Below are 23,525 nucleotides of genomic sequence, written 5' to 3'. Positions count from 1 at the left end.
TGCGCCTGCGCACGGCGACGGAGCGTGCGTCGACACGTCGCACAGGAGAGGTCCGAACCCCACCATGCCAGCACTCTCAGTGGAGAACGTCTACAAGGTCTTCGGCCGCAGACCCACCGAGGCCGTCCGCCGCCTCGAGCAGGGCGCGTCCCGCGCCGACGTCACCGCGCTCGGCACCGCCGCGGTCATCGACGCGAGCTTCGAGGTCGAGCAGGGCGAGATCTTCGTCGTCATGGGGCTGTCCGGCTCCGGCAAGTCCACGCTCATCCGCATGCTCAACGGCCTGTGGAAGCCCACCTCCGGGCACGTGCGCCTCGGCGGCACCGACCTCGCGACCGCCGACGCCAAGCAGATGCGCGCCCTGCGCCGCAAGCACGTCTCCATGGTGTTCCAGCACTTCGCACTCCTGCCGCACCGCACCGTCCTCGACAACGCCGCCTACCCCCTGGAGATCCAGGGCATGGGCAAGGCCGAGCGGCGCGAGAAGGCGCAGCAGGCGCTCGACCTCGTCGGCCTCGGCGGCTGGCAGGACTCCCTGCCGTCCCAGCTCTCGGGCGGCATGCGCCAGCGCGTCGGCCTCGCCCGCGCGCTCGCCGCCGACACCGACGTCCTGCTCATGGACGAGGCGTTCAGCGCCCTCGACCCGCTCATCCGCCGCGAGATGCAGGAACAGCTCCTCGAGCTCCAGCAGACCCTCGGCAAGACCATCGTCTTCATCACCCACGACCTCAACGAGGCCATGCACCTCGGCGACCGCATCGCCGTCATGCGCGACGGCCGGATCGTGCAGATCGGCACCGCCGAGCAGATTCTGTCCGACCCCGCGAACGACTACGTCGCCCAGTTCGTCGCCGACGTGGACCGCACCCGCGTCCTCACCGCGTCCTCCGTGATGGTCCGCCCCGCCGTCGTCGTCCCGATGGGCGGCGGCCCCCGCCAGGCCAGCCGCACCATGCGCGAGGCGCAGGTCTCCGCCGCGTACGTCGTCGACCGCCAGCGCCGCCTCCAGGGCGTCGTGCGCGACGCCGACGCCGTCGCCGCGATCAAGGCCGGCAAGGAGACGCTCGACGGCCTCGTGCACGACGGCGTCGCGCCCGTCTCCCCCGACACCCCCCTCGCGGAGATCTTCGCGCCCGCCGCCGAGTCGCCGCTGCCCGTCGCCGTCACCGACGAGCAGGACCGCCTCGTCGGCGTCGTCCCGCGCGTCACCCTCCTCGAGGCCATGGTGCCCGGCGAGCAGCCGCGCACCGGCGAGATCGACCTCGGCGGCGCCACCGACGCCGACCGCACCGCGGACGCCGTGCACGACGCCCCCGTCGAACCCGAGCCCACGACCGCCGGAGGTGCGGCATGAACGACACCTTCGTCCCCCGCATCCCCCTCGGCCAGTGGATCGAGTCGTTCATCGACTGGATGACCGACACGTTCCGGGTCGTGTTCGACATCATCAAGGACGTCCTCGAGAGCGTCTACGACGGCCTCGAGACGATCCTGCTCAGCCCGCCGTTCTGGGTCGTCGCGCTCGTCCTCGCCGGGATCGCGTTCCTCGCGAAGGGCTGGAAGCTCGCCGTCGGGTCGCTCGCCGGGTTCGTCGTCATCGCCGGCGTCACCATGTGGGACGCCGCGATGGAGACCCTCGCGCTCGTCCTCGTCGCGACGCTCATCGCGCTCGTCATCGCGATCCCGCTCGGCATCTGGGCCGCGCGCAACGACACCGTCTCGCGCGTCGTGCGCCCCGTGCTCGACTTCATGCAGACGATGCCGGCGTTCGTGTACCTCATCCCGACCGTCGTCATCTTCCTCACCGGACCCGTCCCCGGGATCATCGCGACCATCGTGTTCGCCCTCGCCCCCGGCGTCCGGTTCACCGAGCTCGGCATCCGTCAGGTCGACAAGGAGGTGGTCGAGGCCGGGCAGGCGTTCGGCTCCACCCCCGGTCGCATCCTGCGCCAGATCCAGCTCCCCCTCGCCCTGCCGACCATCATGGCGGGCGTCAACCAGGTCATCATGCTCGCCCTGTCCATGGTCGTCCTCGCGGGCCTCGTCGGCTCCGGCGGCCTCGGGGAGGACGTCGTCGCCGCCCTGCAGCGCGTCGACGTCGCCCTCGGCTTCGAGGCGGGCTTCGCCGTCGTCATCCTCGCGATGTACCTCGACCGCGTGACCTCCGCCCTCGGGGACCGCGCCCCCGTCTCCCAGGCGCTCGCCGCCACGCGCGACTGACCGACCGGGCCGCCGAGCCCGCACCCGCCCGGCCCCCGCCGTCGGGCAGAAGAACCCCCACCCAGGGCCCCCACGGGCCCGAGGAAGGAACGCATGTCCCCCGCACGCACCACCCGCACCACCACCCGACGCCGCACCGCTGCCGTCGCCACCGCCGCCGTCCTCGGCCTGGGCCTCACCGCCTGCGGCTCCGACTCCGGCACCGGCTCCGACGACACCGCCTCGACCGGCGAGGACGAGACCTCGGTCTCCATCGGCGTCCCCTCCGGCTGGGACGAGGGCATCGCCGTCTCCCACCTGTGGCAGGCCGTCCTCGAGGAGGAGGGCTACGACGTCGAGATGCAGACCGCCGACGTCGGCGTCATCTACACCGGCCTCGCCGGCGGCGACTTCGACATCACGTTCGACGTCTGGCTGCCCTACACCCACGCCTCCTACGAGGAGGAGTACGGCGACGAGGTCACCGACCTCGGCCACTGGTACGACGACGCCAAGCTCACCATCGCGGTGAACGAGGACTCCCCCGCCCAGTCCCTCGAGGACCTCGCCGCCATGGCCGACGAGTACGACAACAAGCTCGTGGGCATCGAGGCGGGCGCCGGACTGACGAAGATCACCCAGGAGGAGGTCATCCCGACCTACGGCCTGGAGGGCATGGACTACTCCATCTCGTCCACCCCCGCGATGCTCGCCGAGCTCAAGGGCAAGACCGACGCCGGCGAGAACGTCGCCGTCACCCTGTGGCGCCCCCACTGGGCCTACGACGAGTTCCCCGTCCGCGACCTGGAGGACCCCGACGGGGCGCTCGGCGAGGCCGAGGAGATCCACGTCTGGGGCACGAAGGACTTCGAGGACCGCTACCCGACGCTCACCCAGCTCGTCGGCGCGTTCGAGCTGGACGACGAGCAGCTGTTCTCGCTCGAGAACATGATGTTCAACTCCGACGAGTACGCCGACGAGAGCGCCGCCGTCGACGCGTGGCTCGAGGCGAACCCGACGTTCGTCGACGACCTCAAGGATGCCGCGGGCGTCTGACCCGCAGCGCGACGCCAGGACGCACAGCGGCGGGCCGGTACCCGTTCGGGTGCCGGCCCACCGCCGTCCTGCTGCACGTGCCGGGGATCAGCCGTTCTTCGAGGGGCGATAGCCCGCAGCCCTCGCGGCGGCGGTCGAGCCGAAGCACTCCTCGGGCTTCGTCCGGTCGTACCACCGACCGCCCGGGACGTGGTAGATCCAGTCGCCGCTGCTCGAGCGGTTCCCCTTGATCGGGGCCCAGGACGGGCAGTCCCACCCGTTGTTGACCGGAGTCGTCCGGCTCGGCCGCGGGGCGGCCTTCACCGCCGCGGTCGCCGCGCTCGTGCGCGAGGCGGTCACATACGAGGAGCGCCGGGCGGTGACCGTCACGGTGATGCGCTTGCCCTTGTCGGCGGTCCGGACCCTGTACGTGGACGACGTCGCGCCCGAGACCGCGCGCCCGTTGACCTTCCACTGGTAGGAGAACGACGGCTTCGGCGACCATGTCCCCGGGGACACCGTGAGGGTCTTGCCGACCTGGGCGGTGCCGGTGATCCTCGGGGTGGCCGTCCGGCTGAACGGCTTCACGACGGTGGCGGTCGCCCGGCTCGTCACGCTCTTCGTCGCGTAGCCCGTCGCCCGACCGGTCACCGTGACGGTGATCCTCTTGCCGTGCGCGCTCGCGGGCAGCGTGTAGGACGACGACGTCGCGCCCTTGATCGCCGCCCCGTTCGCCCGCCACTGGTACGCCAACGACGCCTTCGGCGACCACGTGCCCGCGGACGCCGTCAGCCGCCTGCCGACCTGGACCGTCCCCGAGACCGCCGGCGCCGGCGCCGAGAACGCCCCCGCTGCGACGGTCACCGCGGCGCTCGCCACGCTGGACGTCGCGTAGCCGTCCGCGGTCCCGGTCACCGTGACCGTGATCTTCCTGCCGTGCACGCTCGCCGGCAGCGTGTACGAGGACGACGTCGCCCCCGTGATCGCCCTGCCGTCCACCTTCCACTGGTACGCCAGCGATGCGGTCGGCGACCACGTCCCCGACAACGCCGTGACCTTCTTGCCCACCTGCGCTGTCCCCGAGATCCTCGGCGCGGGTGCCGAGAACGTCCCCGCGACGATCGTGACGGCCGTGCTCGTGCGGACGAGGTCGGGGTGGTGCGCCGCGCTACCGGTGACGACGACCGCGATCTGCGTCCCCAAGTCACCCGGCACGGGGACGTAGGTGCGCGCGGTGGCGCCGTCGATCGCGACGCCGTCGCGGGTCCACTGGTAGCCGAGTGCAGCGGAGACGGACCACGACCCGGGCTGGGCCGTGAGCGTCGAACCGACCGACGCGACCCCCGTGACGAGGGGCAGAGCGCCGGACAGGACACCGGTGACGGGCGCCGTCACGGCCGAGCTCTCGACGCGGGTGGCGTAGCCGTCGGCCTGCGCGGTGACGGTCACCGCGAGGCGCGCGCCGAGGTCGGCGGCGGTCACGGTGTACTCGGGGGAGGTTGCGCCGTCGACCGGGGCGCCGTCGCGCGTCCAGCGGTATGTCACCGTCCCCGGCGACCACGCGGCGTCGGCGCGCAGGGTCGTCCCGACGACGGCGGCCCCAGTCACCGTCGGGGCGCTGCCGACGATCTCGCCGGGCTCCACGACGACAGTCTCCGACGCGACCGTCACGGGGACCGACCCCTCGTCCGCGAGCGCGCCGGTGACCTCGGCGTGCAGGACGGCGCCCGCAAGCTCCGGGGCGAGGACGAGCGAGACGTCCGAGTCCTGGATCCTCGTCCCGTCCGCGAACCACGCGACCGTCAGGGCGACGTCGTCCGGGAGCCACGCTCCCGTGGCGACGCTCACGGACCCGCCGACGCGCGCGACGCCGTCGAGCGCGGGCGGGGCGTCGGGCGCGACCACGGCGCGCGGCTCGTCAACCGTCGCGGCGGGGCCCGCGGCGGCGACGGTGAGGGTCGCGACGGTCGCGGACGCCGGGACGGCCACGAGCGGGGCCAGCACGACCGAGCCGGCGATCGACGCCGCGACGAGCGCGGTGAAGCGGGCGGAGGAGTGGAAGACGGTCATGTCGGCTCCAGGGTCGACGCGTGCGACCACCGTGATCGACGCAACCGAAGGGTAGGGCACCCCCGGCGTCTGGAGTTCATCCCGGTGACCTTCCTTCGACGCCCCCGAGCACGCTCCCGCGCGCGCTCGCGCGCGTTCGCAACGGTCAGCGAGGTGTCGGTCCGCGGTGGGCGATCAAGAATTCACCCGCCGCCCTCCGCACCGCGGTCCCGGCCGCCGCTCCCTCCTGGAGGCACCGGAGCCCTCGGGTGCACTACCGTTCGTCGCACCGTCCCGTCCCGGGACCCGTCGCCAAGGGGGACCCGTGCACCCACACGTCCGACCTGCCCGCCGAGGGCGCCCGACCGGCAGCCGTCGACGCACGACGTTCGCGTCGCTCGTGACGGCCGCGCTCGTCGTGACAGGGCTCGTCTCGCCCGCCACGGGCGCCACGACCCTCTCGGCACCGACCCCCGCACCCGGGCCTGACGTCGTCGTCGACCACGAGGCGTTCGCGTACGAGTCCCCGCAGTCGGAGCGTCGCTCGGCCCTCCGCTCCCTCGCCGATCCGACGGTGCACGCGCTGCACGTCGTCCTGCTGGACCCGGGCTGGGCCGACGGCACCGGCAAGCCGAGCGGCGGCTGGATCACCGACGCGCAGGCGACGGCTCTCACCGACGAGGTGCACGACTACTGGATCGACCAGTCGGACGGCGCCGTGAGCACGACCGTCGCGAGCCTCACCCGCTTCCGGTACGCGGGGGCGCGCTGCGCCACCGTCGACGACATCCTCGACATCTGGGACCGCGCGGGCGCGTCGCGCTACGGCACGGACTGGATCGAGAGCGAGACCGCGGGCCCCGCGCAGCGCGAGCACTTCGTCGTCCTCGCCCCCTACCGCGGGAGCGACCTCGGCGAGACGACGTGCGCCGGCACGCTCGGCCTCGGGTCCGTGCCCCCGACGGCGAGCACGAGCCACGGCGGGATCGTCTTCGGCCTGTACGGCGGGCGGACCGCGGCCCAGCTCTCCGACGGTGCCCACACGCTCGCGCACGAGCTCGGCCACAACCTGGGCCTCCAGCACGCGGGCACCGTGTGGTGCGACGGCAACCGCCCCGACCCGAACCTCACGCGGTTCCCGTCGGACTGCTTCAACTACTCGTACGTCGACTCGTACGACGTCATGGGCACCGCGCTCGCGCCGAACGTCGGCGTGCCGGCCCTCTCCTCCCCCGGCCGCACGCGGCTCGGCGTGCACAAGGACCACCTGACGTCGCCGGGCTACGGCACCCGCACGGTCCGGCTCTCGCCGCTCGGGTCCCCTACGGGGACCCAGGCGATCAGCGTCGTCGACCCCGTCTCGCGCTCGCGCTACTACGTCGAGTTCCGCCAGTCGTCCGCGCCCTGGCCCGGCCACGCGGTCGACCTCACGTCGCAGGGCCTGCCGCTGCGGTTCGGCGACGGCGTCCGCGTCGTGCGGCTCGCCCCCGCCGACTCGGCGGACGCCTTCAAGAACGAGCAGGTCCTCCTGCCGCAGGGCACACCCTCCGGACGCACCTCGTTCCTCCCGGCCGGCCGCAGCTTCACGACCTCGACCGGAGCGCTCACCCTCACCGCGAGCGCCGTCGGCACGGGCGTCGCGCCGGTCGCCGACGTCCGGGTGGTCGTGCGGGCCGCTCCCCCGGTCACCCTCACGGCGAGCAAGTCCACGCAGACCTACCGCAGCTCGTCGGTCGCGACGCTGCGCGCGACCCTCGGCGCGGTCGACGGGACGATCCCGGCGGGCACGATCACGTTCAAGGAGGGCACCACGCGCCTCGGCGCCGTGACGGTCCCGACGAGCGGGACCTCGGCGGGCACGGTCTCGCTCGCCCTGCCCCGCACGCTCGGAGCCGGCACGCACGCGTTCAAGGCCGTCTTCACGCCGGCCGACCCGGACGTCGCGCTGCGCACCGTCTCCGGCGCGACGTCGGTCACCGTGTCCCCGGCGCGGTCCACGGTCGCCCTGAGCGTCTCCCCGACCCGCGTGCCCGCGGGGACCTCGGCGAAGGCGACCGTGAAGGTCTCCGTCCCGGGCGTCACCAACCCGACGGGGAACACGAGCGTCTACGTGGGCTCGACGCGGATCAAGACCGTGAAGCTCACCGCGGCCCACCGCGGGACGTTCACCGTGGCGCTGCCGCGGTACGCGACGACCGGCACGCGCTCGGTCAAGGCCGTGTACGCGGGCTCGTCCGCGAACGTCGCGCGGGCCACGAGCGCGGTGGTGAGGCTCACCGTCGTCTGAGTGTCGGCCGTGCCCGGGCGCCCGGGCCGGGTCAGGATGGTGGTCGTGCGCAAGGTCACGGTCATCGTCCCGACGTACCGGTCCGGCCCCGGGCTCGACGGGCTCGTCGCGTCGCTCGACGCCCAGACGCTGTCCGCCGACGAGTTCGAGACGCTCTTCGTCGACGACGGCTCGCCCGACGACACCCCCGACCGGCTGCGGGCGATCGCCGCGGCGCGGCCGAACGTGCGCGTCGAGCGCATCGAGCCGTCGGGGTGGCCGAGCCGTCCACGCAACGTCGGGGTCGACCTGGCCGAGGGCGAGTACGTGCTCTTCGCGGACCACGACGACGCGCTCTTCCCTGACGGGCTGCGTGCCGCACACGCCTTCGCGACCGAGCACGCGCTCGACGCGCTCAACCCCAAGGAGGTCCGCACCAACCGCGCGACCTGGGGCCTCGCGACCTACGGAACGGACGCCGTGCACGAGCGGGACGGCTTCCCCGCCGACGTCCTGTCGCCCATGACGCCCCACAAGCTCTTCCGCACCGCGTTCCTGCGCGAGCACGGGATCCGCTTCCCGGAGCGGGCGCACCACCTGTGGGAGGACAACCTCTTCGCCGTCGACGTGCTCCGCCACGCCCGGCGGGTCGGCGTGCTCGGGTCGGTGCCGGTCTACCACTGGGTGCGGCGCGGCGGCGCGACCGGGTCGACCGACTTCTCCGACGACAGCGCCGAGTACTGGCACTACGTCCGGGTCGTGCTCGAGCACGTGCGCGCGCGGCTCGACGCCGCGGAGCTCGCGGGGCTGCGCGACGCGATCCTGGCCGACAAGGTGCGCGTACGCGCCCTGAGCTGGCTCGACGAGCAGCTCGTCGAGCGCCCACGGTCACGTGGCGACGCCGTGGTGCGCACCGTGCGCGACGTGGTCGGCTCGTTCCTCCCGGAGCGCCTCGACCCGCTCTTGGACGTCCGCTCCCGGCGGACGGCGCGCCTGGTCCGCAGCGGCGCGGGCACGGCCCTGCGCGACCTCGCCCGGCACGACGCCGGCTGGGACGCGGTCGCGACGTGCGTCTCCAGCCGATGGACGGACGGCGACCTCGTGCTGCGGGGGACGAGCGCGTGGCACGGCCCCGACTTTCCCGGGCCGCGGTTCCGCGTGACCGACGGTGTGCCGCGCCGCACGCTGCCCCGCGCCGTCGAGCAGGCCCTGCGCGGCCGGGCCGACGAGACCGCGGCCGCCCTCGACGGCGCGCGTGTGCGCCTCGTCGTCCAGCACCGCGCGTCGCGCGTCGCGTGGGAGGTTCCGACCACGACCGTCCCGCGCCTCGTCGACGAGGGCGGCGACGAGGCGAGCCTCGCGCTCGAGTGGAGCACCGCGGCGGACGTCCGCACGCTCGCCGGAGGGCGCCCGCTCGAACCGGGCCTGTGGGACGTCCACGCCGAGACGACGTTCGAGGGCGCGTCCTGGACCCGCCCCGTCGGCGCGGCGCTGCGCCTGTCACCCGCCCTGCTCGACGGCACGTGCGTCGTTCCGGTCGCCAACACGCGGGGACGCCTGACCGTCGACGTCGGGCAGACGGCGAGGACCGTCGTCGGGCAGGCGACGCCCCGCTGGTCGGACGCCCGGCTCACCGGCCCGACGCGTCTCGTCGTCCCGCTCGACGGCGTCGAGGTCGCCGGCCGCACGCGCTCGCCCGCGAGCGCCTGGCTCCTGCCCCCGCCCGAGCGCGACCCACGCGTCGGCGGGATCGGCGGCGCGGCGCTGCGCGCGGCGCAGTCCCGGCTGCGCCGCCGCAGCCCGGAGGAGGTGGAGGTGGGCGCAGCCCTCGTGGGCGACGAGGGCGGCGCGCGCCTGGAGGTCGACCTGCCGGTGTTCGTCGGGATGCGGCCCCTGCGCCTGCGCTTCGGCACGCACGACCTCGACCCGGGCGTGTCCGTGGTCCGCTGGGGGCCGGGCGCCCGCGTGGTGCGCGGGCGCCGCTGACTCAGTCCCGGTCGAGCCGGAGCACGCGCCGGGCGCGCGTCGAGACGCCCCGGCGCACGCGCGTCGCGAGCGGGACCGCCTGCACGGCCTTGACCTGCTTCACCGACTTCTCGAGCGAGGCGGTGCGCGTGCGCAGCCGCTCGAGCTCCTTCTCGAGCGCGTCGGTGCGCGCCGCGGACTTCTCGAGCGTGCGGACCGTCTTCGTGAGCTGCGCGACCTTGCGGTTCTGCTCCGCGAGCCGCTCCTTCGTGCGCGTGTCCGCGTCCTTGAGCCACGCGACGCGGTACCCGAGCCCGTCGTCGGCCGTCCCGTCCCACACCTCGGCCGGGCCGGGGTGCGCGATCGACGCGACGCGCTCGTCGAACGCCGCCCCGCCGTCCTGGCCGGGCGAGAAGACCGTGTCGAAGCCGTGCTTGGCGAGGTACCCGGTCATGCGGCCGAGCCGCTCCGCGTGCCCCGCGACGAGCGGCCCGTAGTCGGCGTCGCGCAGGAGGTCCGCGACGTCGGTGCCGGGCGCGACGTCCGTCATGCGCGCGTGCGGGATCTCGAAGTACCGGCTGAGCTCGAGCGTGCGCGAGTCGTGGCACAGCACGAAACCCGGGGTGCCCGCGAGCAGCGCGGCGACGTTGCCGTGGATACGCGTGCCGAACGCGGCGTCGTAGCCGCGCAGGTCCTCGATCCAGGGCGCCGTGCCCAGGTGGAAGACCGTCCTGCCCTCCGCGAAGAGGGGGTGCGTGAGCACGTCGGGCACGTCGTTCGTCGCAGCTGCGGCCTCGGCGACGTCGCGCCAGTACATGAGCCGCAGGTCGCGCGTCTCCTGGGCGAAGTACGTGAGCCCGGGGTACCGGGCGTAGTTCCCCATGACGAGGTCGCCGATGCCGTCGACCCAGTTCGAGATCGACACCGCGAGCCGCGAGTCCGGACCGAGCTCGCCGACCGGGCGCACCTGGAGGTCCGCGCCGTGCAGGAACATCGACGGGCAGCCGATCACCTCGACGTCCGAGAAGCCGAGGCTGCGGACGTAGGCCTCGGTGAGCTCGCCGCGCACGCCGACCGAGGGCGAGCGGTCGAGGACCGCGGTGAGGAAGCGGCGCACCGCGTCGTCGAGCGGCGCCATCTCCTCGAGGCTGTAGTCGAGGTCCGTCTGCGCGCCGACGCCGAGCACCGTCACGGGGATCGTCAGCTTCTCGATGAGCCTGGTGAGGCGGCGCAGCGCCGGGAGGAAGTCCGGTCGGAACGCGTTGGCCAGCGGGACGACGAACGCGTCGTACTCCTCGTTGATGCGGTCGGCCTGCGAGGGGTCGCCGTTGAGGCGCGGTCCGTTCGTCACGACCTCGACGTCGGACGTGCTGAGCATCCGGTACGCCGAGTCGCTGAACAGCAGGTTGCCGGTGTTCGAGGCGACGAGGTCCCGCTGGACCATCTCCTCGACGACGGGAGCGTGGAACGGGTCCTTCGCGGCACGCAGGAGGATGCGTCGTGACATGCGAGGACCTTACCCGGTCCCGGCTCGCGGCCCGGAGCGCTCCCGGGTGTCGGCCGACGGGCGGAGCCCGCGCGTGCCCTACGCTCGTCGAGCACGTCCCGCGCGGAGCGTCCTGCGCGGAGCAGGACCGGCCCGGGTGCCCGCCCGGCCCGGACGCCGAGAACGAGGGGCGTGGGTCCATGGCACGGTCGCTGCGCGGGGTCGCCCGCTCGCTCCCCCCGATCCGCTGGCGGGACGAGCGGATCGCGGCGCTGGAGCGGCGCGTCGCCGAGCTGGAGGACGAGGACGTGCGGCTGCGCCGCGCCGTGCACGCCGGGCGGCGCACGGCGCGCACCCAGCGCGCCCGGCTCGAGGAGGCCGGCGCGGAGATCGGAGAGCTCCGCGCCGACCTCGCCGACGTGTTCGGGTCGTACCCGCGGGCGTCGTTCCACCGCATGCTCTGCTGGGAGCGACGGCTCACCGTCCGGGGCCTCTCCGGGACGCCCGACGACGCGCCCGCCGGCCTCACCCACAAGCTCGCCGCGCAGGAGCTCGTGCGCTCGCTCGGCGTGCGGACCCCGCAGGTCTACCGCAGGTGGGAGTCGCTCGACGAGGTCGACCTCACGGGCCTGCCGGACGAGCTCGTGCTGAAGTCCGTGGGCGGGGCCTCCTCGCGCGGCGTGCTGCCGCTGCGCCGCGAGGGGTCCGGGTTCGCGCTGCTCGGCACCGACGACGTCCTCACGCCCGAGGGGGTCCGCGAGCGCTTCGCGCGGTACGCCGAGCGGGACGTCGTCCCCCCGTTCTTCGCGGAGGAGCGGATCACCGGCGTCACGGGCGACGCCCTGCCCGTCGACATCAAGGTCTACGCGTTCCACGGCGAGATCGGGCAGATCCTCCTGCGCCGCGTCGGTCGGCACGGGGTCGGCTCGACCGTCACGACCCGCTACGTGACCGCGACCGGCGAGGACCTCGGACCGGTCTCCACGACGCGGCCGTACGACGAGTCGATCCCTGTGCCCCGGGACCTGGAGGGGGTCGTCGAGACCGCGCGCGTGCTCTCGACGGCCGTGCGCCTGCCCTTCGTGCGGATCGACCTCTTCGAGTCGCCCGACGGGATCGTGTTCGGCGAGTTCACCCCGCGCCCCGGCGGGCCGCAGCGGTACGAACGTGCGCACGACGAGCGGATGGGCCTGCTGTGGGAGGACGCGCTCGTACGACTCTCTGCCGCCCGAGCGCCGGGCTGAGGCAGATGCCGCCGACGGGTTGCGCTGCCGGTATCCTCGCGGTGGTTCCAGCGTCGGCATCCGGATCGGCGCACCAGAGTGCGGGCCGCGGTGTCGTCCGACGCGCGCTGCGCCCCGCACGTCGACGCGCGCCACCGGACGCTACCGGCGATACGCGAGAATGTGGGGGCACCCGTGTCGTTCGACCTCCTTGTCATCGGGCTCGGCTACGTCGGGCTCCCGCTCGTGCGGGAGGCTTCCCGAGCCGGGCTGGCCGTCGTCGGCCTCGACGCGAGCAAGCGTGTCGTCGACGGCCTCAACGCCGGCGTCTCCCACGTGGACGACATCTCCGACGCCGACGTCCAGGAGATGCTCGCGACCGGTTTCCACGCCACGACCAGCGAGGCAGAGGTCGACGGGTCACGTGCCGTCGTCATCTGCGTCCCCACACCGCTGGGCCAGGACGGCGGGCCCGACCTCGGCGCCGTCGTGGCCGCCGCGCGCACGACCGCGCGCATCCTGCAGCCCGGGACCCTCGTCGTCCTCGAGTCCACGACGTACCCGGGGACGACCGAGGACGTCCTCAAGCCGCTGCTCGAGGAGAGCGGCCTCGTGTGCGGCACCGACTTCCACCTGGCCTTCTCGCCCGAGCGCATCGACCCCGGCAACCCCGTCTACGGCATGCGCAACACCCCCAAGGTCGTCGGGGGCCTCGGCGCCGAGGCGACGCGCCGGGCGACCGAGCTGTACGACCGGTTCGTCGACACCGTCGTCCCCGCGCGCGGGGCGCGCGAGGCCGAGACGGCCAAGCTCCTGGAGAACACGTACCGCCACATCAACATCGCGCTCGTCAACGAGATGGCGCGGTTCTGCCACGAGCTCGACATCGACCTGTGGGACGTCATCCGCCTCGCCCGGACGAAGCCGTTCGGCTTCCATGCCTTCTACCCCGGGCCGGGCGTCGGCGGGCACTGCATCCCCATCGACCCGAACTACCTGAGCCACAACGTCCGCTCACGCCTGGGCTACCCGTTCCGGTTCGTCGAGCTCGCCCAGGAGATCAACGCGACCATGCCCGCGTACGTCGCGCGCCGCGCCCAGGACATCCTCAACGAGGACGCGAAGGCGCTGCGGGGCTCGCGCGTGCTCCTGCTCGGCGTCACGTACAAGCCCGACATCGCCGACCAGCGCGAGTCGCCCGCCGTCCCGCTCGCGCACGCGCTGCTCGCCCAGGGCGCCGACCTCGCGTTCCACGACCCCCACATCGAGAGCTGGCGGCTCGACGACCGCGCCGTCGACCGCGTGCCCGACCTCGACGAGGCCGTCGCCGCCGCGGACCTCGTCGTGCTCGTCCAGAACCACAGCGCCTACGACGTCGACGCGCTCGCCGACGCCGCGCAGCGCTTCTTCGACACCCGCGGCGCGACGACGGACGAACGGGCTGTCCGGCTCTGACCACCTGACGTCCGGCTGTCACCGACCGGACGCGACACCCATCAGACGACGCACGCGCAGCACGACGGGACCACCCGGGGCCGTGCACGAGCAGAGAGGGCACCGATGCGGGCCGACGTCTCCTTCTCGCCCGCCGACCGGAGGTTCCTCGTCGACGCCCGGCCTGAGGCCGAGGACCACGAGGAGCGATGGAACGGCGGCGTCGTCTTCGTGGACCTTCCCGAGGGCGTGGACGAGCCGCACCCCGACCTCCAGGCGCTCGCGACGATCCTCGTGCTCGTGCCCTTCGTCGGGCGTCGCCTCGTCCTCGACGTCCCCCTCTCCGAGCAGTTCGCCGCAGCATGCCGAGCCGCGCTCCCCTTCGACGTCGAGACGACGCAGAGCTCGTCGACCGTCACTGCGCGCGCCGCGGGGCCCCGCCCCGGGCTCGCCTTCAGCGGCGGGGTCGACTCGACGGCGGCACTGGCTGTCATGCCGACGGACACGGTCGCCGTGTTCCTCGACCGGGTCGCGGGGACCGGGCAGCGCCCGTCCCGCCTCTACGTCAAGGACAGCGCGCTGGCCGCATGCGACATGGTCGAGGCGCTCGGGTACGAGACCTACCGCGTCCGGTCCAACCTCGAGCACGTCCGCCGTCCCGTCGGCTTCCCCGTCGACTGGGCGAACGGCGTCCCGGCGGTGCTCCTCGCCGACCACCTGGGCCTCGGGTCCGTGTCGTGGGGCATGGTGGCGGAGTCCGGGTACCGGGTGGGTCACGCGTCCTTCGTCGAGCTGACCGACCGCGCCATCTACACCCGGTGGTCGGCGCTCCTGCTCGGCGCGGGGCTGGAGTTCGGCGCGCCGGTGGCCGGCGTCAGCGAGGTCGGGACCACTCTCGTCGAGTCCCGGTCGCGTCTCGCGGGTGTCGGGCAGTCGTGCATCCGCGGACCGAAGGGACAACCGTGCCTCAGCTGTGCGAAGTGCCTGCGCAAGTCCCTCCTGGACGCGGCGATCAAGGGTCGCACCGTGCCTGCCGCGGAGGTCGAGCACCTGCTCCGCGCACCCGGGACCGACACCATCCTGCTCGGCTCGCCGATCAAGCACGAGAACGTCTACCGATGGCTCGCACCCCGGCTCGAGGTCACGGGCGCCTCGGCGGCGTGGGACGCTCTGCGTCGTCGGCTCACCGAGCCGGTCGTCGAGGTCGACTGGTGCTCGCGCTGGTACGAGCCGTCCGCGGCCGTCATCCCGGGGCACTTCCGTGACGAGACGGTCGCGTCGATCGGGACCTTCCTCGACCCGATGACTCCGGCCGACCGCGCCGCGTTCGCGTCGTGGGACCTCGTGCCTGCCCTGCGGTCCGAGGTCGTGCACCGCTCGGTCGTGAACTTGTCCGAGCGTCTGGCGGAGCTCCGCCCCGAGCCCCAGCAGAAGCCGAAGGCGCCGACGGCGACGCCGGCCCCTGCCGCGGCACCGGTCGCGCGGGCCCCACGGACGCGCGTCCACCGTCGGTGGGTCCGCGGCGCCCTGCGCCGAGCCCGCGCCGTCGTCCGCCGCGTCCGCGGGCACGGCTGACCGCGAGACGCGACGCCGACCGCCTCCCACCGCACCGACCACCGAACGCAGGACCGACGAGACATGACGACCGACGCAGCGCCGACGGGCTGGCACGTCGACCCTCGGGTCGCGGCCGACGCCGCCCACGGCTTCCTCGATCGCGGCGCGGACGACGGCGTCGCCAGGGCCGTCCGGGCGGCGCTGCTGACTCAGTCACCGGCCGTCCGCGAGGTGCTCGCGCGCATGGTGGACCCGCGTGACGGCTATGCCGCCGTGCTGGCCCGTGCTCGTCGCGCCGCGGCCACCGGGGACCATGCCCGGACGGCGCCACCGACGCTCGCGGGGGGCAGGGCGCTGTGCGGGTTGGCGCGTGTCGTCGGCCTGCAGAACCACGGGGCCTCGGACGTCGCCGACGCCGTCGACCTGTACGCCGCCGCGCGTCGTGTCCTGCCGCTGACGGAGTGGACCCGCCGTGACCTCCTCGCCTCCGCGCAGCTCCTGTGGGCCGCGGGCCGCAGAACCGAGCTCCGTGCGGACCAGGAGCTCCTCGCACGCGTGCCGCGGCACGATCGGACGTTCCTCGAGATCGATCTCCTCGGCCACGAGCGTGGTGTCGGGTCGCAGGACTGGCTCCGGGCGCTCAACGCGGCGCTCGTGTCGAGCGGGGCCGACCCGGTCCGCCTCCGCGACACGGGTCCCACCCCGTTCGACCGGCTGAGCCCGACGGCGCCCGGAGGGGGCGTCTCAGGGCCTCTGGTCAGCGTTGTCGTCGCTGCGTTCCGGCCCGGGTTCGAGCTGCTCGCGGCGGTCCGGTCGATCGCCGACCAGACCTGGGGCGACCTGGAGATCCTCCTCGTCGACGACGCGTCCGGGCCCGAGTTCGCGGCCGTGTTCGGCGAGGCGCTCGCGATCGACGAGCGGGTCCGCCTCCTCACGCAGCCCGTCAACCGGGGCACCTACGCGGCGCGCAACCGCGCGATGGCCGAGGCGCGAGGAGAGTTCATCACCTTCCACGACGCCGACGACTGGGCGCACCCGGCCAGGCTCGAGCGGCAGGTCGTACCTCTCCGCGACGACCCCGGCCTGCTGCGGACCCTGAGCACCTCGATCCGGTGCTCCAGCGCGCTCGAGTTCCAGTACCTCGGCTTCTCGACCACGCGCAGCAACGCGTCGTCGCACCTGTTCCGACGGTCGGTGCTCGACGAGGTCGGGGGGTTCGACTGGGTGCGCAAGAGCGCGGACAGCGAGTTCGACCGTCGCCTCGAGGCGTGGCGTCCCGGGCGGCGCCTTCAGCTCGCCGAACAGCTCGCCTTCGTCCGGCTCGAGCCGGACTCCCTCTCCCGCGGCGACTTCCGTCCGGGCTGGATGCACCCGGGCCGCACGGAGTACCGCGCGTCGATGCTCGCCTGGCACCAGCAGATCGTCCGTGGCGCATCGCCTCGGATGTCGGCCACACCCCACCGGCGCCCCCTGACGGCGCCTCGCCCGTTCCTCCGGGGGGCCGTGGAGCCGCGCCGCGTCGACATCGCGATGCTCGCCGACTGGAGCGGCAACACCTCGGCCCACCGGCACGGGATCGCCGAGGCGGAGGCGCTGGCACGTGCTGGCGTCTCGGTCGGGCTCGTCGACGTCCCCACGCTGCGGCCGCACGGACCGGTGCGGCGACCCACGGCGCGAGCCGTCCGGCGCCTGGTCGCCTCTGGAGCCGTGACGATGCTGTCCCTCGAGGAGAACGACCACGTCCCGACCGTCGTCGTCCGCCAGCCGGAGGTCCTCCAGTTCCCCTCGGCCCGTCCCGTCGGGCTCACCACCGACCGCGTCGTCATGGTCGCGGACGGGGCCGCACGCGCGGACGGCACGCTGGGGTGGTCGGTCGCGGACTGCGACCGCACCGCTTCCCGACTCTTCGGCGTGACGCCCTGCTGGTGGCCGGTGAGCCCTGCGGCACGGGCGGAGGTCGTGCAGGACGGTGCAGCGCCCGACGTCTCCGAGGCGAGGTACCCGCGCGTCCTCTCCGTGCCCGACGTCGTCGAGAGGCGCGACCGCGCCGGACGTGACGGCCACCGCCTGGTGGTCGGGTGGGTCAGCGAGGAGGAGGACGGCACGATCCCGAGCGGGCGTCGGCTCCACGAGGTCTTCCCTGCCGACGACGCCCTCGACGTGCGGCTCCTCGGCCCGCGCGACGTTCTTCGGCACGAGCTGGGCCATGTACCGCCGCAGTGGGCCGTGTTCGACGCCAGCGAGCTCACGGCTCGCGAGTTCTTCCGGAGCCTCGACGTGGTTCTCTGCTTCCCTGACGCGGCGGGCACGGTCGAGGCCGAGCGGACCGTCGTCGAGGCGATGCTCCACGGGTGCGTCGCCGTGCTCGACCCGAGGCTGGAGGACGACTTCGGCGACGCCGCGCTGTACTGCCCCAGCGCCGACGTGCGGGAAGTCGTCCTCCGGCTCGGAGCCGACGCGGGGCTCTACCGGACCCTCCGCCGGCGGTCCCGCGACCTCGCCGTCCGCCGGTCGACCGGTACCGCGGGCGACCTTCTCGAGGGCTATCGCTGAGGAGCTGCGGCGGAGGTCTCCCCGCCGGTCTGCTCCGGCACGCCGGATGCCTCAGCATCGGACCGGTCCGAGGCGGCGACGAGCTCCGCGAGGATCCGGCGCGCCATGGCGTCGGTGCGCTCCTCGACCCGGTCGCCCTGGGCGACCACGTTCCGGACCACCCATCGGTTCGACCGCACGACCGCCTCGCCCTTCGCGAGGCCGTCCAGCGTCGTCCGCTCGACGCGGCGCAGCCCCGACGCGATCTCGGCGACGCTCGACGTCGTGCGCGCGTGCTGGCGGCCGAGGTCGCGCGCGACGCTGCGCACGAGCAGCACGGCGAGCGCGAGGGCGGTCGCGAGGAGGACCCCCGCGAGGGTGCCCGACGACGCGGCGAAGGCGACGGCGGCTCCCACCGCCGCGAGGGCCGAGAGGGCGGTGAGGGCGTCGGTGAGGGTCGGCTTGCGCACCAGGGCTCCTAGGGGACGCGGGACGGGTCGTCGAGCTCGAACGGGGCTCGGAACGGGTAGAGGTTCTCGAGCCAGGACACGATCCAGCCGGGGTCGGCCTCCTCGCCACCGTCGGCCGGGGGGACGTCGTTGAGGCAGATCACGTCGAAGTTCCGGACGCCGGTCATCGCGTCCATGCGGGCGCGCACGTCGGGGTCGCCCGTGTTGAAGTAGCCGAACGACAGGTCGGAGCGCACCCCGCGGCCGGTGAACAGCGCCGTGTACAGGTGCAGCCACGAGCTGACGACCACGTCGTCGGGCGAGCGGAAGCGGTGCGCGACGGTGCGCGCGATCTCCTCGGGGTAGCGCGCCTCGAGCTCGCGCGCGAGGTCGCGGCGCTGCGGCACCGGGACGTGCCCGAAGAGGGCCGTGACACGGCGCCCGTGGTCGCGCTCGAGGAGCTCGGCGGTGCTCGTGCGCGCCTGCTCGAGCGCGGTCTGCCGCTCGCGGGGCACGTTCGGCCGCACGACGCGCGAGAAGCTGATGCGCAGGTGGCCCTCCGGCGTGAAGAAGTCGTACGGCGTGACGGGCCTGTTGATCATCACGTCGTCGTTCATGAGCAGGTAGTGGTCCGACAGGCCGGGGATGCGGTGCGCCTGCGCGCTGATCGCGTGCGAGTTGTAGCTCGGGAGAAGTCCGGGGTCGGCGAACACCTCGCGGTGGTCGACGACCTGCACGCGCCCGTGGTCGGCGTCGAGCCAGTCCGGTCGCTGGTCGTCGGTGACCAGGTAGATCCGGCGGATCCACGGCGCGTTCGTCTCGAGCGAGCGCATCGACGCGCGCAGCTCGCCGCGGTCGCGGAAGCGGTGCGCGGCCAGCGTCTCGTCGCCGGGGGCGTCGACAGGGGGCGCGCCCGCCTCGGCGCGCGCCGCGTCCCGGCGGGCCCGCCAGCGCGGGTCGGAGTCGTCGACCCACAGGTAGACCGCGTCCACGGGGAAGTCGATCTCGTGCGCGTCGGGCCGCTCGGTGACCGCGAGCCGCGGCTGCGCCACGCCGTCCCACCGCGGCGCCGGGACCAGCTCGAGCGCGGCGCTCGCCTCGACCTCCTGCACGACGCCGGAGCGCGCCGCAGCGCGCAGCGTCCCGTCCTCCTCGTCCCACACGACGAGCGTCGTGCCCTGCGCGGGGCCGAAGAGGCGCCGGGTCGCGGTGCACCGCACGTAGCGGAAGAGGGAGAGCCGGCGCAGCGCCGCGAGCTCGTCGTCGGCGATCCCGTCGGCGAGGAGGCGCGGGGACCCGTCGAGGCCGTCGGAGGCGACGTAGAAGCCGTCGGGACCGAGCACGTCGCGCAGCGCGCGCGCGACGGCCGGGAGGTCCGCCCGCCGCACGCCCCACTGCGTGGTGCGCGACCAGGCCGGCTGGGTGGTGAAGGCCGGCACCGCCGCGGCGTCCAGCGCCGCCGCGACCGCGTCGGCCGCGCGGGCGGGCATCCGCCACGGCGTGGCGTCGTCGTCGAGCGCGGTGAGCACGGTGCCGCCCTGGTACACGGAGAGCTCCAGGCCCTCGCGCGCGGCCAGGCGGCGCGCGGTCTCCGACGGCGGCGCCGGCGCGGCCGGCGCTGCCGGCCCGCGCCGCAGCAGCCGGCGCGCTGCGCGGCGCGCGGTGTCAGTCCATGACGACGGCATCGGCCGGGGCACCTCCTGGGGTCGGGGCGGGGCGGTGCCCGCCGGTCCGGGGACCGTGCGCCGGTCCGGGCGTCGGGCGGTTCGGCGGCGCCACTGGCGCCGTCACGGCCGCGCGGAGCGGCTCCGGACGGTCGATCGCGGCGATCGCGTCCACGACGCGCGCGCACGACCCGTCGTCGCGCACCGGGAAGGTGCGCTCCATGCGGGCCGCGTGCTCGGGCGACGGCTCGAAGCCCGCGCGGGCGATGTCCTCCAGGGCGTCCAGCGCGCCGTCCAGCGTCGCGACCACGGGACCGAACCCGTCCTGCTCATAGGAGAAGTACCCCTGCCGCACGGTGTGGGTGCCGCCGAACGCCTCGGCCTGGTCGAACTGGTAGTAGACGATCGGGCGGCCGACGTACGCGGCGTCGAACACGATGGAGGAGAAGTCGGTGACGACGACCTGCGCGCTGACGAGGACCTCCTGGATGTCGTTGCCGCCGTAGCTCAGCACCTCGACGTGGTCCGGGAGGTCGAGCTGGTCGAGGTACGGCTGCACGTTGGGGTGCGGCATGAACGCGATCGTCGCGTCGTGCTCGCGCGCGAGCGCGGCGAGCCGCGGCGACCGGAGCAGCCCGGTCCAGGCCTGCGCGTACGTCGTGCCGGCGAAGTCGTCGAGGAGCTCGCGCTCGCCCTTGGGCCCGATCTTCCCCAGCAGGTACTCGCGCCACGTCGGCAGGACGAGGATGCGCCACCGCTGCGCCGGGCCGGCCGCGGCCGCGAGCCGGAACAGCCGGTCGTGCCGCGGCAGGCCCGTGAGCGCGACCTCGCGCGTCGTGAAGCGGTACAGCGACTCGTCGCCGGCGATCGACGCGAACTCGTCCGTCGTCGTCGTGAGGAACAGGTCGAACTCGCGCCGGTTGAGCCAGCGCGACAGGTCGGTCGCGATGACGCCGTGCTGGAGGAACACGAAGCGCCACGACGGCGTGCCGACCGGGCGGAGCAGCTCGGGGTTGTAGACGTACGGCCCCGCCTGCGACGACACGACGTGCGTCGCGTTGAGGCACACGAGCTTCCACCGCAGGGACCCGTAGGCGAGCAGCCGACGGTTGCCCTCGGCGCGCAGCCGGCGCCAGTCGTGGGTGCCGCGCTCCAGCGCGAGCCAGGCGCGGACGTCCCTCCCCTCGCGCCGCAGGTGCTTGAAGAGATGCTCGGCGTTGTCGTGCGCCGCGTCGACGCGGTCGATGAGCACCCAGGAGCCCCCGTAGCGCCGGCGCACGGGCGGCGAGCCCGCGACCGTGCGCACGAGACGGTTCGCCCACCACCGGGGCGAGAGCAGGCGCGCGAGGAGCGCCGGCGCCGAGAGGTCCGGACCCTGCTCCTTGCGCGCGAACGACGCTGCGAGCGCCGGGGGCTGCCAGGACCGGCGCGACGCGGGCGTCCGCACGCGGGCGACCGGCGCGGCGCGGCCGTCGAGCCGCAGCTCGAACCCCCCCTCGCTGCTCACCCACAGGATCCGCTCGCGCAGGAGCACGCGGCCCGCGTAGACGTGCTGGCGCGTCGTGGCGTGGTGCGGCGCGGCGGGCTCGCCGTCGACGACCAGCTCCTCGCGCGGAGCCGGGCCGGTGAAGCGGTAGGAGAGCCGGACGAGGCGGCGCCGCGCGTCGTGCTTCTCGAGGACGACCGGCTCCTCGTGCCACGTCTCGCCGCGGTACCCGCGGCGCAGGGCGATCCGGCGGTCGAGCGGGAAGGTCGCGGGGTCGAGCGAGTCGAGCACGTCGACGTCGACGCGCGCCACGACCTGCTCGACGAGCGCGTGGAACGTCTCGTGGACGTGGTGCATCTCGGCGTTCATCTGGCCCGAGAGGGTCTCGTCGGGCCGCAAGCACGTGCCGAGGTCGTCGAGCACGAGGAGCTGGACCCAGCGCGGGACCGCGCCCGTCGCGGCGCGCGCGTCGTCGAGGAGGCGCAGGTGACCGACGCGCAGGACGGTGGTGAACCGCGCCGGGTCGCGGAACGGCTCGCGCGCGCCGGTCGCCTCGACGAGCCGGGCGCGGAAGCGATAGACGGCGCGGCGGGCGAGGCCCACGCGCCGGTCGGGCGCGGCGAGCAGGACGCGCGCGAGCACGTCCTGGTCGAGGAAGCCGGGCACGAGCCGGGGGTCGGAGCTCACGGCCGCCAGCGCGTCCAGGGGCAGGAACGCAGTGCGCAGGGAGTCGGTCACCGGGGCGGGCCGGGTGTCGAGGTCGACCACGGCACCCCGCGCCTCGAACGGCCCCTCTCCCCCGCGCGCGGGCTCGAGCGTGCCTGCGACCGGGTCCCAGACGACCGGGCGCGCGAGCACCACGGAGGGCCGCGCGGTCGAGACGCTGTGCGCCACCGCGGTGAGGTAACCCGGTTCCCAGACGTCGCGCGCGTCGGGGAAGGTGACCCAGGCAGGTCCCGCGTCCTCGTCCCGCAGGTGCTCGACCGCCGCGTTGCGTGCCGCCGCGACGTCCGCGGCGGGCGGCAGGACGACGACCTGCGGGTGCGACGCGGCCCAGGAGGCGACGAGGTCGGGCGTGCCGTCGGCCGAGCCGGTGTCCACGACGACCACGCGCAGCGCGGCCCACTCCGGCCCTTGCGCCGCGAACGAGTCGAGCAGCTCGACGACGGTGCCCGCGTCGTCCCGCGTGACGAGCACGGCGGCGAGACGCGGTGGGAAGGTTCCGCCCGTCACGCGACGGCGCCCCCTCCGGACATGCGGTTCCCCTTCCCGACGACGCGGCCTCGACCGGCCCCTGGTGCCCGTCAGTCTAGGCCGCCCTGCGCGCGACGCGGGCCGGTGCCGGCGCGCGTCGTCGGGCTAGACTCCCGGTCCATGCCGACGACGATCAGGGAGCTCGCCCCCTACGCGGACGACCTCGGGAACCGGATCGAGTTCGCGGGCGAGCACCCCACGGGGCCGGCGACGCGCGTGGACGTGCTCTTCGCGGGCGAGCGGAACGTGCTCGTCGTCGACCCGAGCGCGCGGTTCAAGCGGCTGAGCGTGCGCTTCGACTGCTCGGACGGCACCGTGCACCTCGGCGGCGGCACGGGCCGCGCGATCGAGGTCACCATCCGGGTGGGCCAGGACGCGACCGTCACCCTCGGCGAGCGCGTGACGACGACGTCGGTCCTCCTGATCTCCGCGGTCGAGGGCGCGACGGTGACCGTCGGCGACGACGTGATGTTCGCGAGCGCGAACCAGCTCCGCAGCGACGACGGGCACCCGATCTTCGACGTGCGCTCCGGGCTCCGCGTCAACCCCGCGCGGGACATCACGATCGGCGACCACGTGTGGATGGGGCGCGAGGCCGTCGCGCTCGGCGGCGCGAGCGTGGGCAGCGGGAGCGTCGTCGGCTTCCGCAGCCTCGTCACCGGCCGGATCCCGAACAACGTCGTCGCGGCCGGTGTCCCGGCCCGCGTCCTGCGGCGCGACGTCGCGTGGGAGCGCCCGCACCTGTCCCTGCACCGCCCGTTCTACAAGCCCGACGCCTCGACGGTGACCCGGTCGCCGTACTGGGACCTCACGGACGACGACGGCGCCCCCGTGGTCGGGCGCGCGCCCGCGAGCGGACGGCGCAGCCTCACCACGCGGCTGGCCGACGCCGCGCGGGCGGCCCGGGACACGCTGCGCTCCTGACG

Annotated in this window: 15 protein-coding genes; 10 read left to right on the top strand and 5 right to left on the bottom strand. The window is 74.2% G+C overall.

The genetic code is table 11. The features are described 5' to 3' along the window. The first annotated feature begins 64 nt into the window (after positions 1 to 64). The 3 genes from LGQ04_RS11715 (at position 65) to LGQ04_RS11705 (ending at position 3,255) form a co-directional block, all read left to right on the top strand. Positions 65 to 1,354 carry a quaternary amine ABC transporter ATP-binding protein gene (locus LGQ04_RS11715; RefSeq protein WP_229243883.1) on the top strand — a complete coding sequence of 430 codons (1,290 nt, stop codon included), beginning with the start codon at positions 65 to 67 and terminating at the stop codon, positions 1,352 to 1,354. Beyond that, positions 1,351 to 2,220, top strand: a complete 870-nt coding sequence (locus tag LGQ04_RS11710) for an ABC transporter permease (RefSeq protein ID WP_229243882.1) — start codon at positions 1,351 to 1,353, stop codon at positions 2,218 to 2,220. The genes LGQ04_RS11715 and LGQ04_RS11710 overlap by 4 nt, the downstream gene beginning before the upstream one ends. A gap of 93 nt (positions 2,221 to 2,313) precedes the next feature. Next, on the top strand, positions 2,314 to 3,255 hold the full coding sequence (locus tag LGQ04_RS11705; protein WP_229243881.1) for a glycine betaine ABC transporter substrate-binding protein: 942 nt from the start codon (positions 2,314 to 2,316) through the stop codon (positions 3,253 to 3,255). Positions 3,256 to 3,342: 87 nt separating this feature from the next. Here the strand turns inward: LGQ04_RS11705 and LGQ04_RS11700 are convergent, their stop codons facing one another. Beyond that, on the bottom strand, positions 3,343 to 5,304 hold the full coding sequence (locus LGQ04_RS11700) for a sunset domain-containing protein (RefSeq protein ID WP_229243880.1): 1,962 nt from the start codon (positions 5,302 to 5,304) through the stop codon (positions 3,343 to 3,345). Positions 5,305 to 5,608: 304 nt separating this feature from the next. On the opposite strand from LGQ04_RS11700, the gene LGQ04_RS11695 reads away from it, so the two are divergent. Together LGQ04_RS11695 and LGQ04_RS11690 are read left to right on the top strand one after the other, a co-directional pair. Further along, positions 5,609 to 7,570, top strand: a complete 1,962-nt coding sequence (locus LGQ04_RS11695; protein WP_229243879.1) for a hypothetical protein — start codon at positions 5,609 to 5,611, stop codon at positions 7,568 to 7,570. A gap of 45 nt (positions 7,571 to 7,615) precedes the next feature. Continuing rightward, entirely contained in the window at positions 7,616 to 9,535 is a 1,920-nt protein-coding gene (locus tag LGQ04_RS11690; protein WP_229243878.1) for a glycosyltransferase family 2 protein, read from the top strand. A gap of 1 nt (position 9,536) precedes the next feature. On the opposite strand, the gene LGQ04_RS11685 is transcribed toward LGQ04_RS11690, so the two are convergent. Then, positions 9,537 to 11,021, bottom strand: coding sequence for a polysaccharide pyruvyl transferase family protein (locus LGQ04_RS11685; RefSeq protein WP_229243877.1), 1,485 nt, complete (start codon positions 11,019 to 11,021; stop codon positions 9,537 to 9,539). A gap of 179 nt (positions 11,022 to 11,200) precedes the next feature. Between LGQ04_RS11685 and LGQ04_RS11680 the strand changes: the two genes are divergently transcribed. From LGQ04_RS11680 to LGQ04_RS11665, 4 genes are all read left to right on the top strand, one after another. Beyond that, complete coding sequence (locus LGQ04_RS11680; protein ID WP_229243876.1) at positions 11,201 to 12,244, top strand: ATP-grasp fold amidoligase family protein; 1,044 nt, start codon at positions 11,201 to 11,203, stop codon at positions 12,242 to 12,244. A 174-nt stretch (positions 12,245 to 12,418) separates the two neighbouring features. Beyond that, positions 12,419 to 13,678 carry a nucleotide sugar dehydrogenase gene (locus tag LGQ04_RS11675; protein ID WP_229243875.1) on the top strand — a complete coding sequence of 420 codons (1,260 nt, stop codon included), beginning with the start codon at positions 12,419 to 12,421 and terminating at the stop codon, positions 13,676 to 13,678. A gap of 105 nt (positions 13,679 to 13,783) precedes the next feature. Next, positions 13,784 to 15,232, top strand: coding sequence for a DUF6395 domain-containing protein (locus LGQ04_RS11670; protein ID WP_229243874.1), 1,449 nt, complete (start codon positions 13,784 to 13,786; stop codon positions 15,230 to 15,232). Between the two features lie 63 nt (positions 15,233 to 15,295). Next, positions 15,296 to 17,767 carry a glycosyltransferase family A protein gene (locus tag LGQ04_RS11665; RefSeq protein ID WP_229243873.1) on the top strand — a complete coding sequence of 824 codons (2,472 nt, stop codon included), beginning with the start codon at positions 15,296 to 15,298 and terminating at the stop codon, positions 17,765 to 17,767. Here LGQ04_RS11665 and LGQ04_RS11660 read toward each other — a convergent pair. From LGQ04_RS11660 to LGQ04_RS11650, 3 genes are read right to left on the bottom strand one after another with little or no spacing between them, the layout of a single operon-like run. Beyond that, complete coding sequence (locus LGQ04_RS11660; RefSeq protein ID WP_229243872.1) at positions 17,758 to 18,216, bottom strand: hypothetical protein; 459 nt, start codon at positions 18,214 to 18,216, stop codon at positions 17,758 to 17,760. The genes LGQ04_RS11665 and LGQ04_RS11660 overlap by 10 nt on opposite strands. Before the next feature lie 8 nt (positions 18,217 to 18,224). Next, the gene (locus tag LGQ04_RS11655) at positions 18,225 to 19,880 is read right to left on the bottom strand and encodes a stealth family protein (protein ID WP_229243871.1); all 1,656 of its coding nucleotides are present in this window, start codon (positions 19,878 to 19,880) and stop codon (positions 18,225 to 18,227) included. Beyond that, positions 19,861 to 22,578 (bottom strand): bifunctional glycosyltransferase/CDP-glycerol:glycerophosphate glycerophosphotransferase, encoded by a 2,718-nt coding sequence (locus tag LGQ04_RS11650; RefSeq protein WP_229243870.1) that lies wholly within the window; start codon positions 22,576 to 22,578, stop codon positions 19,861 to 19,863. The genes LGQ04_RS11655 and LGQ04_RS11650 overlap by 20 nt, the downstream gene beginning before the upstream one ends. Before the next feature lie 141 nt (positions 22,579 to 22,719). Between LGQ04_RS11650 and LGQ04_RS11645 the strand changes: the two genes are divergently transcribed. Beyond that, complete coding sequence (locus tag LGQ04_RS11645) at positions 22,720 to 23,523, top strand: acyltransferase (protein ID WP_229243869.1); 804 nt, start codon at positions 22,720 to 22,722, stop codon at positions 23,521 to 23,523. Positions 23,524 to 23,525 lie beyond the last annotated feature (2 nt).

The organism is Cellulosimicrobium marinum, assembly GCF_020551945.1.
GTDB classification, from domain to species: domain Bacteria; phylum Actinomycetota; class Actinomycetes; order Actinomycetales; family Cellulomonadaceae; genus Cellulosimicrobium; species Cellulosimicrobium marinum.
Note: the sequence above shows the minus strand (reverse complement) of the source record. Positions and strands in the feature narration are given on the sequence as shown.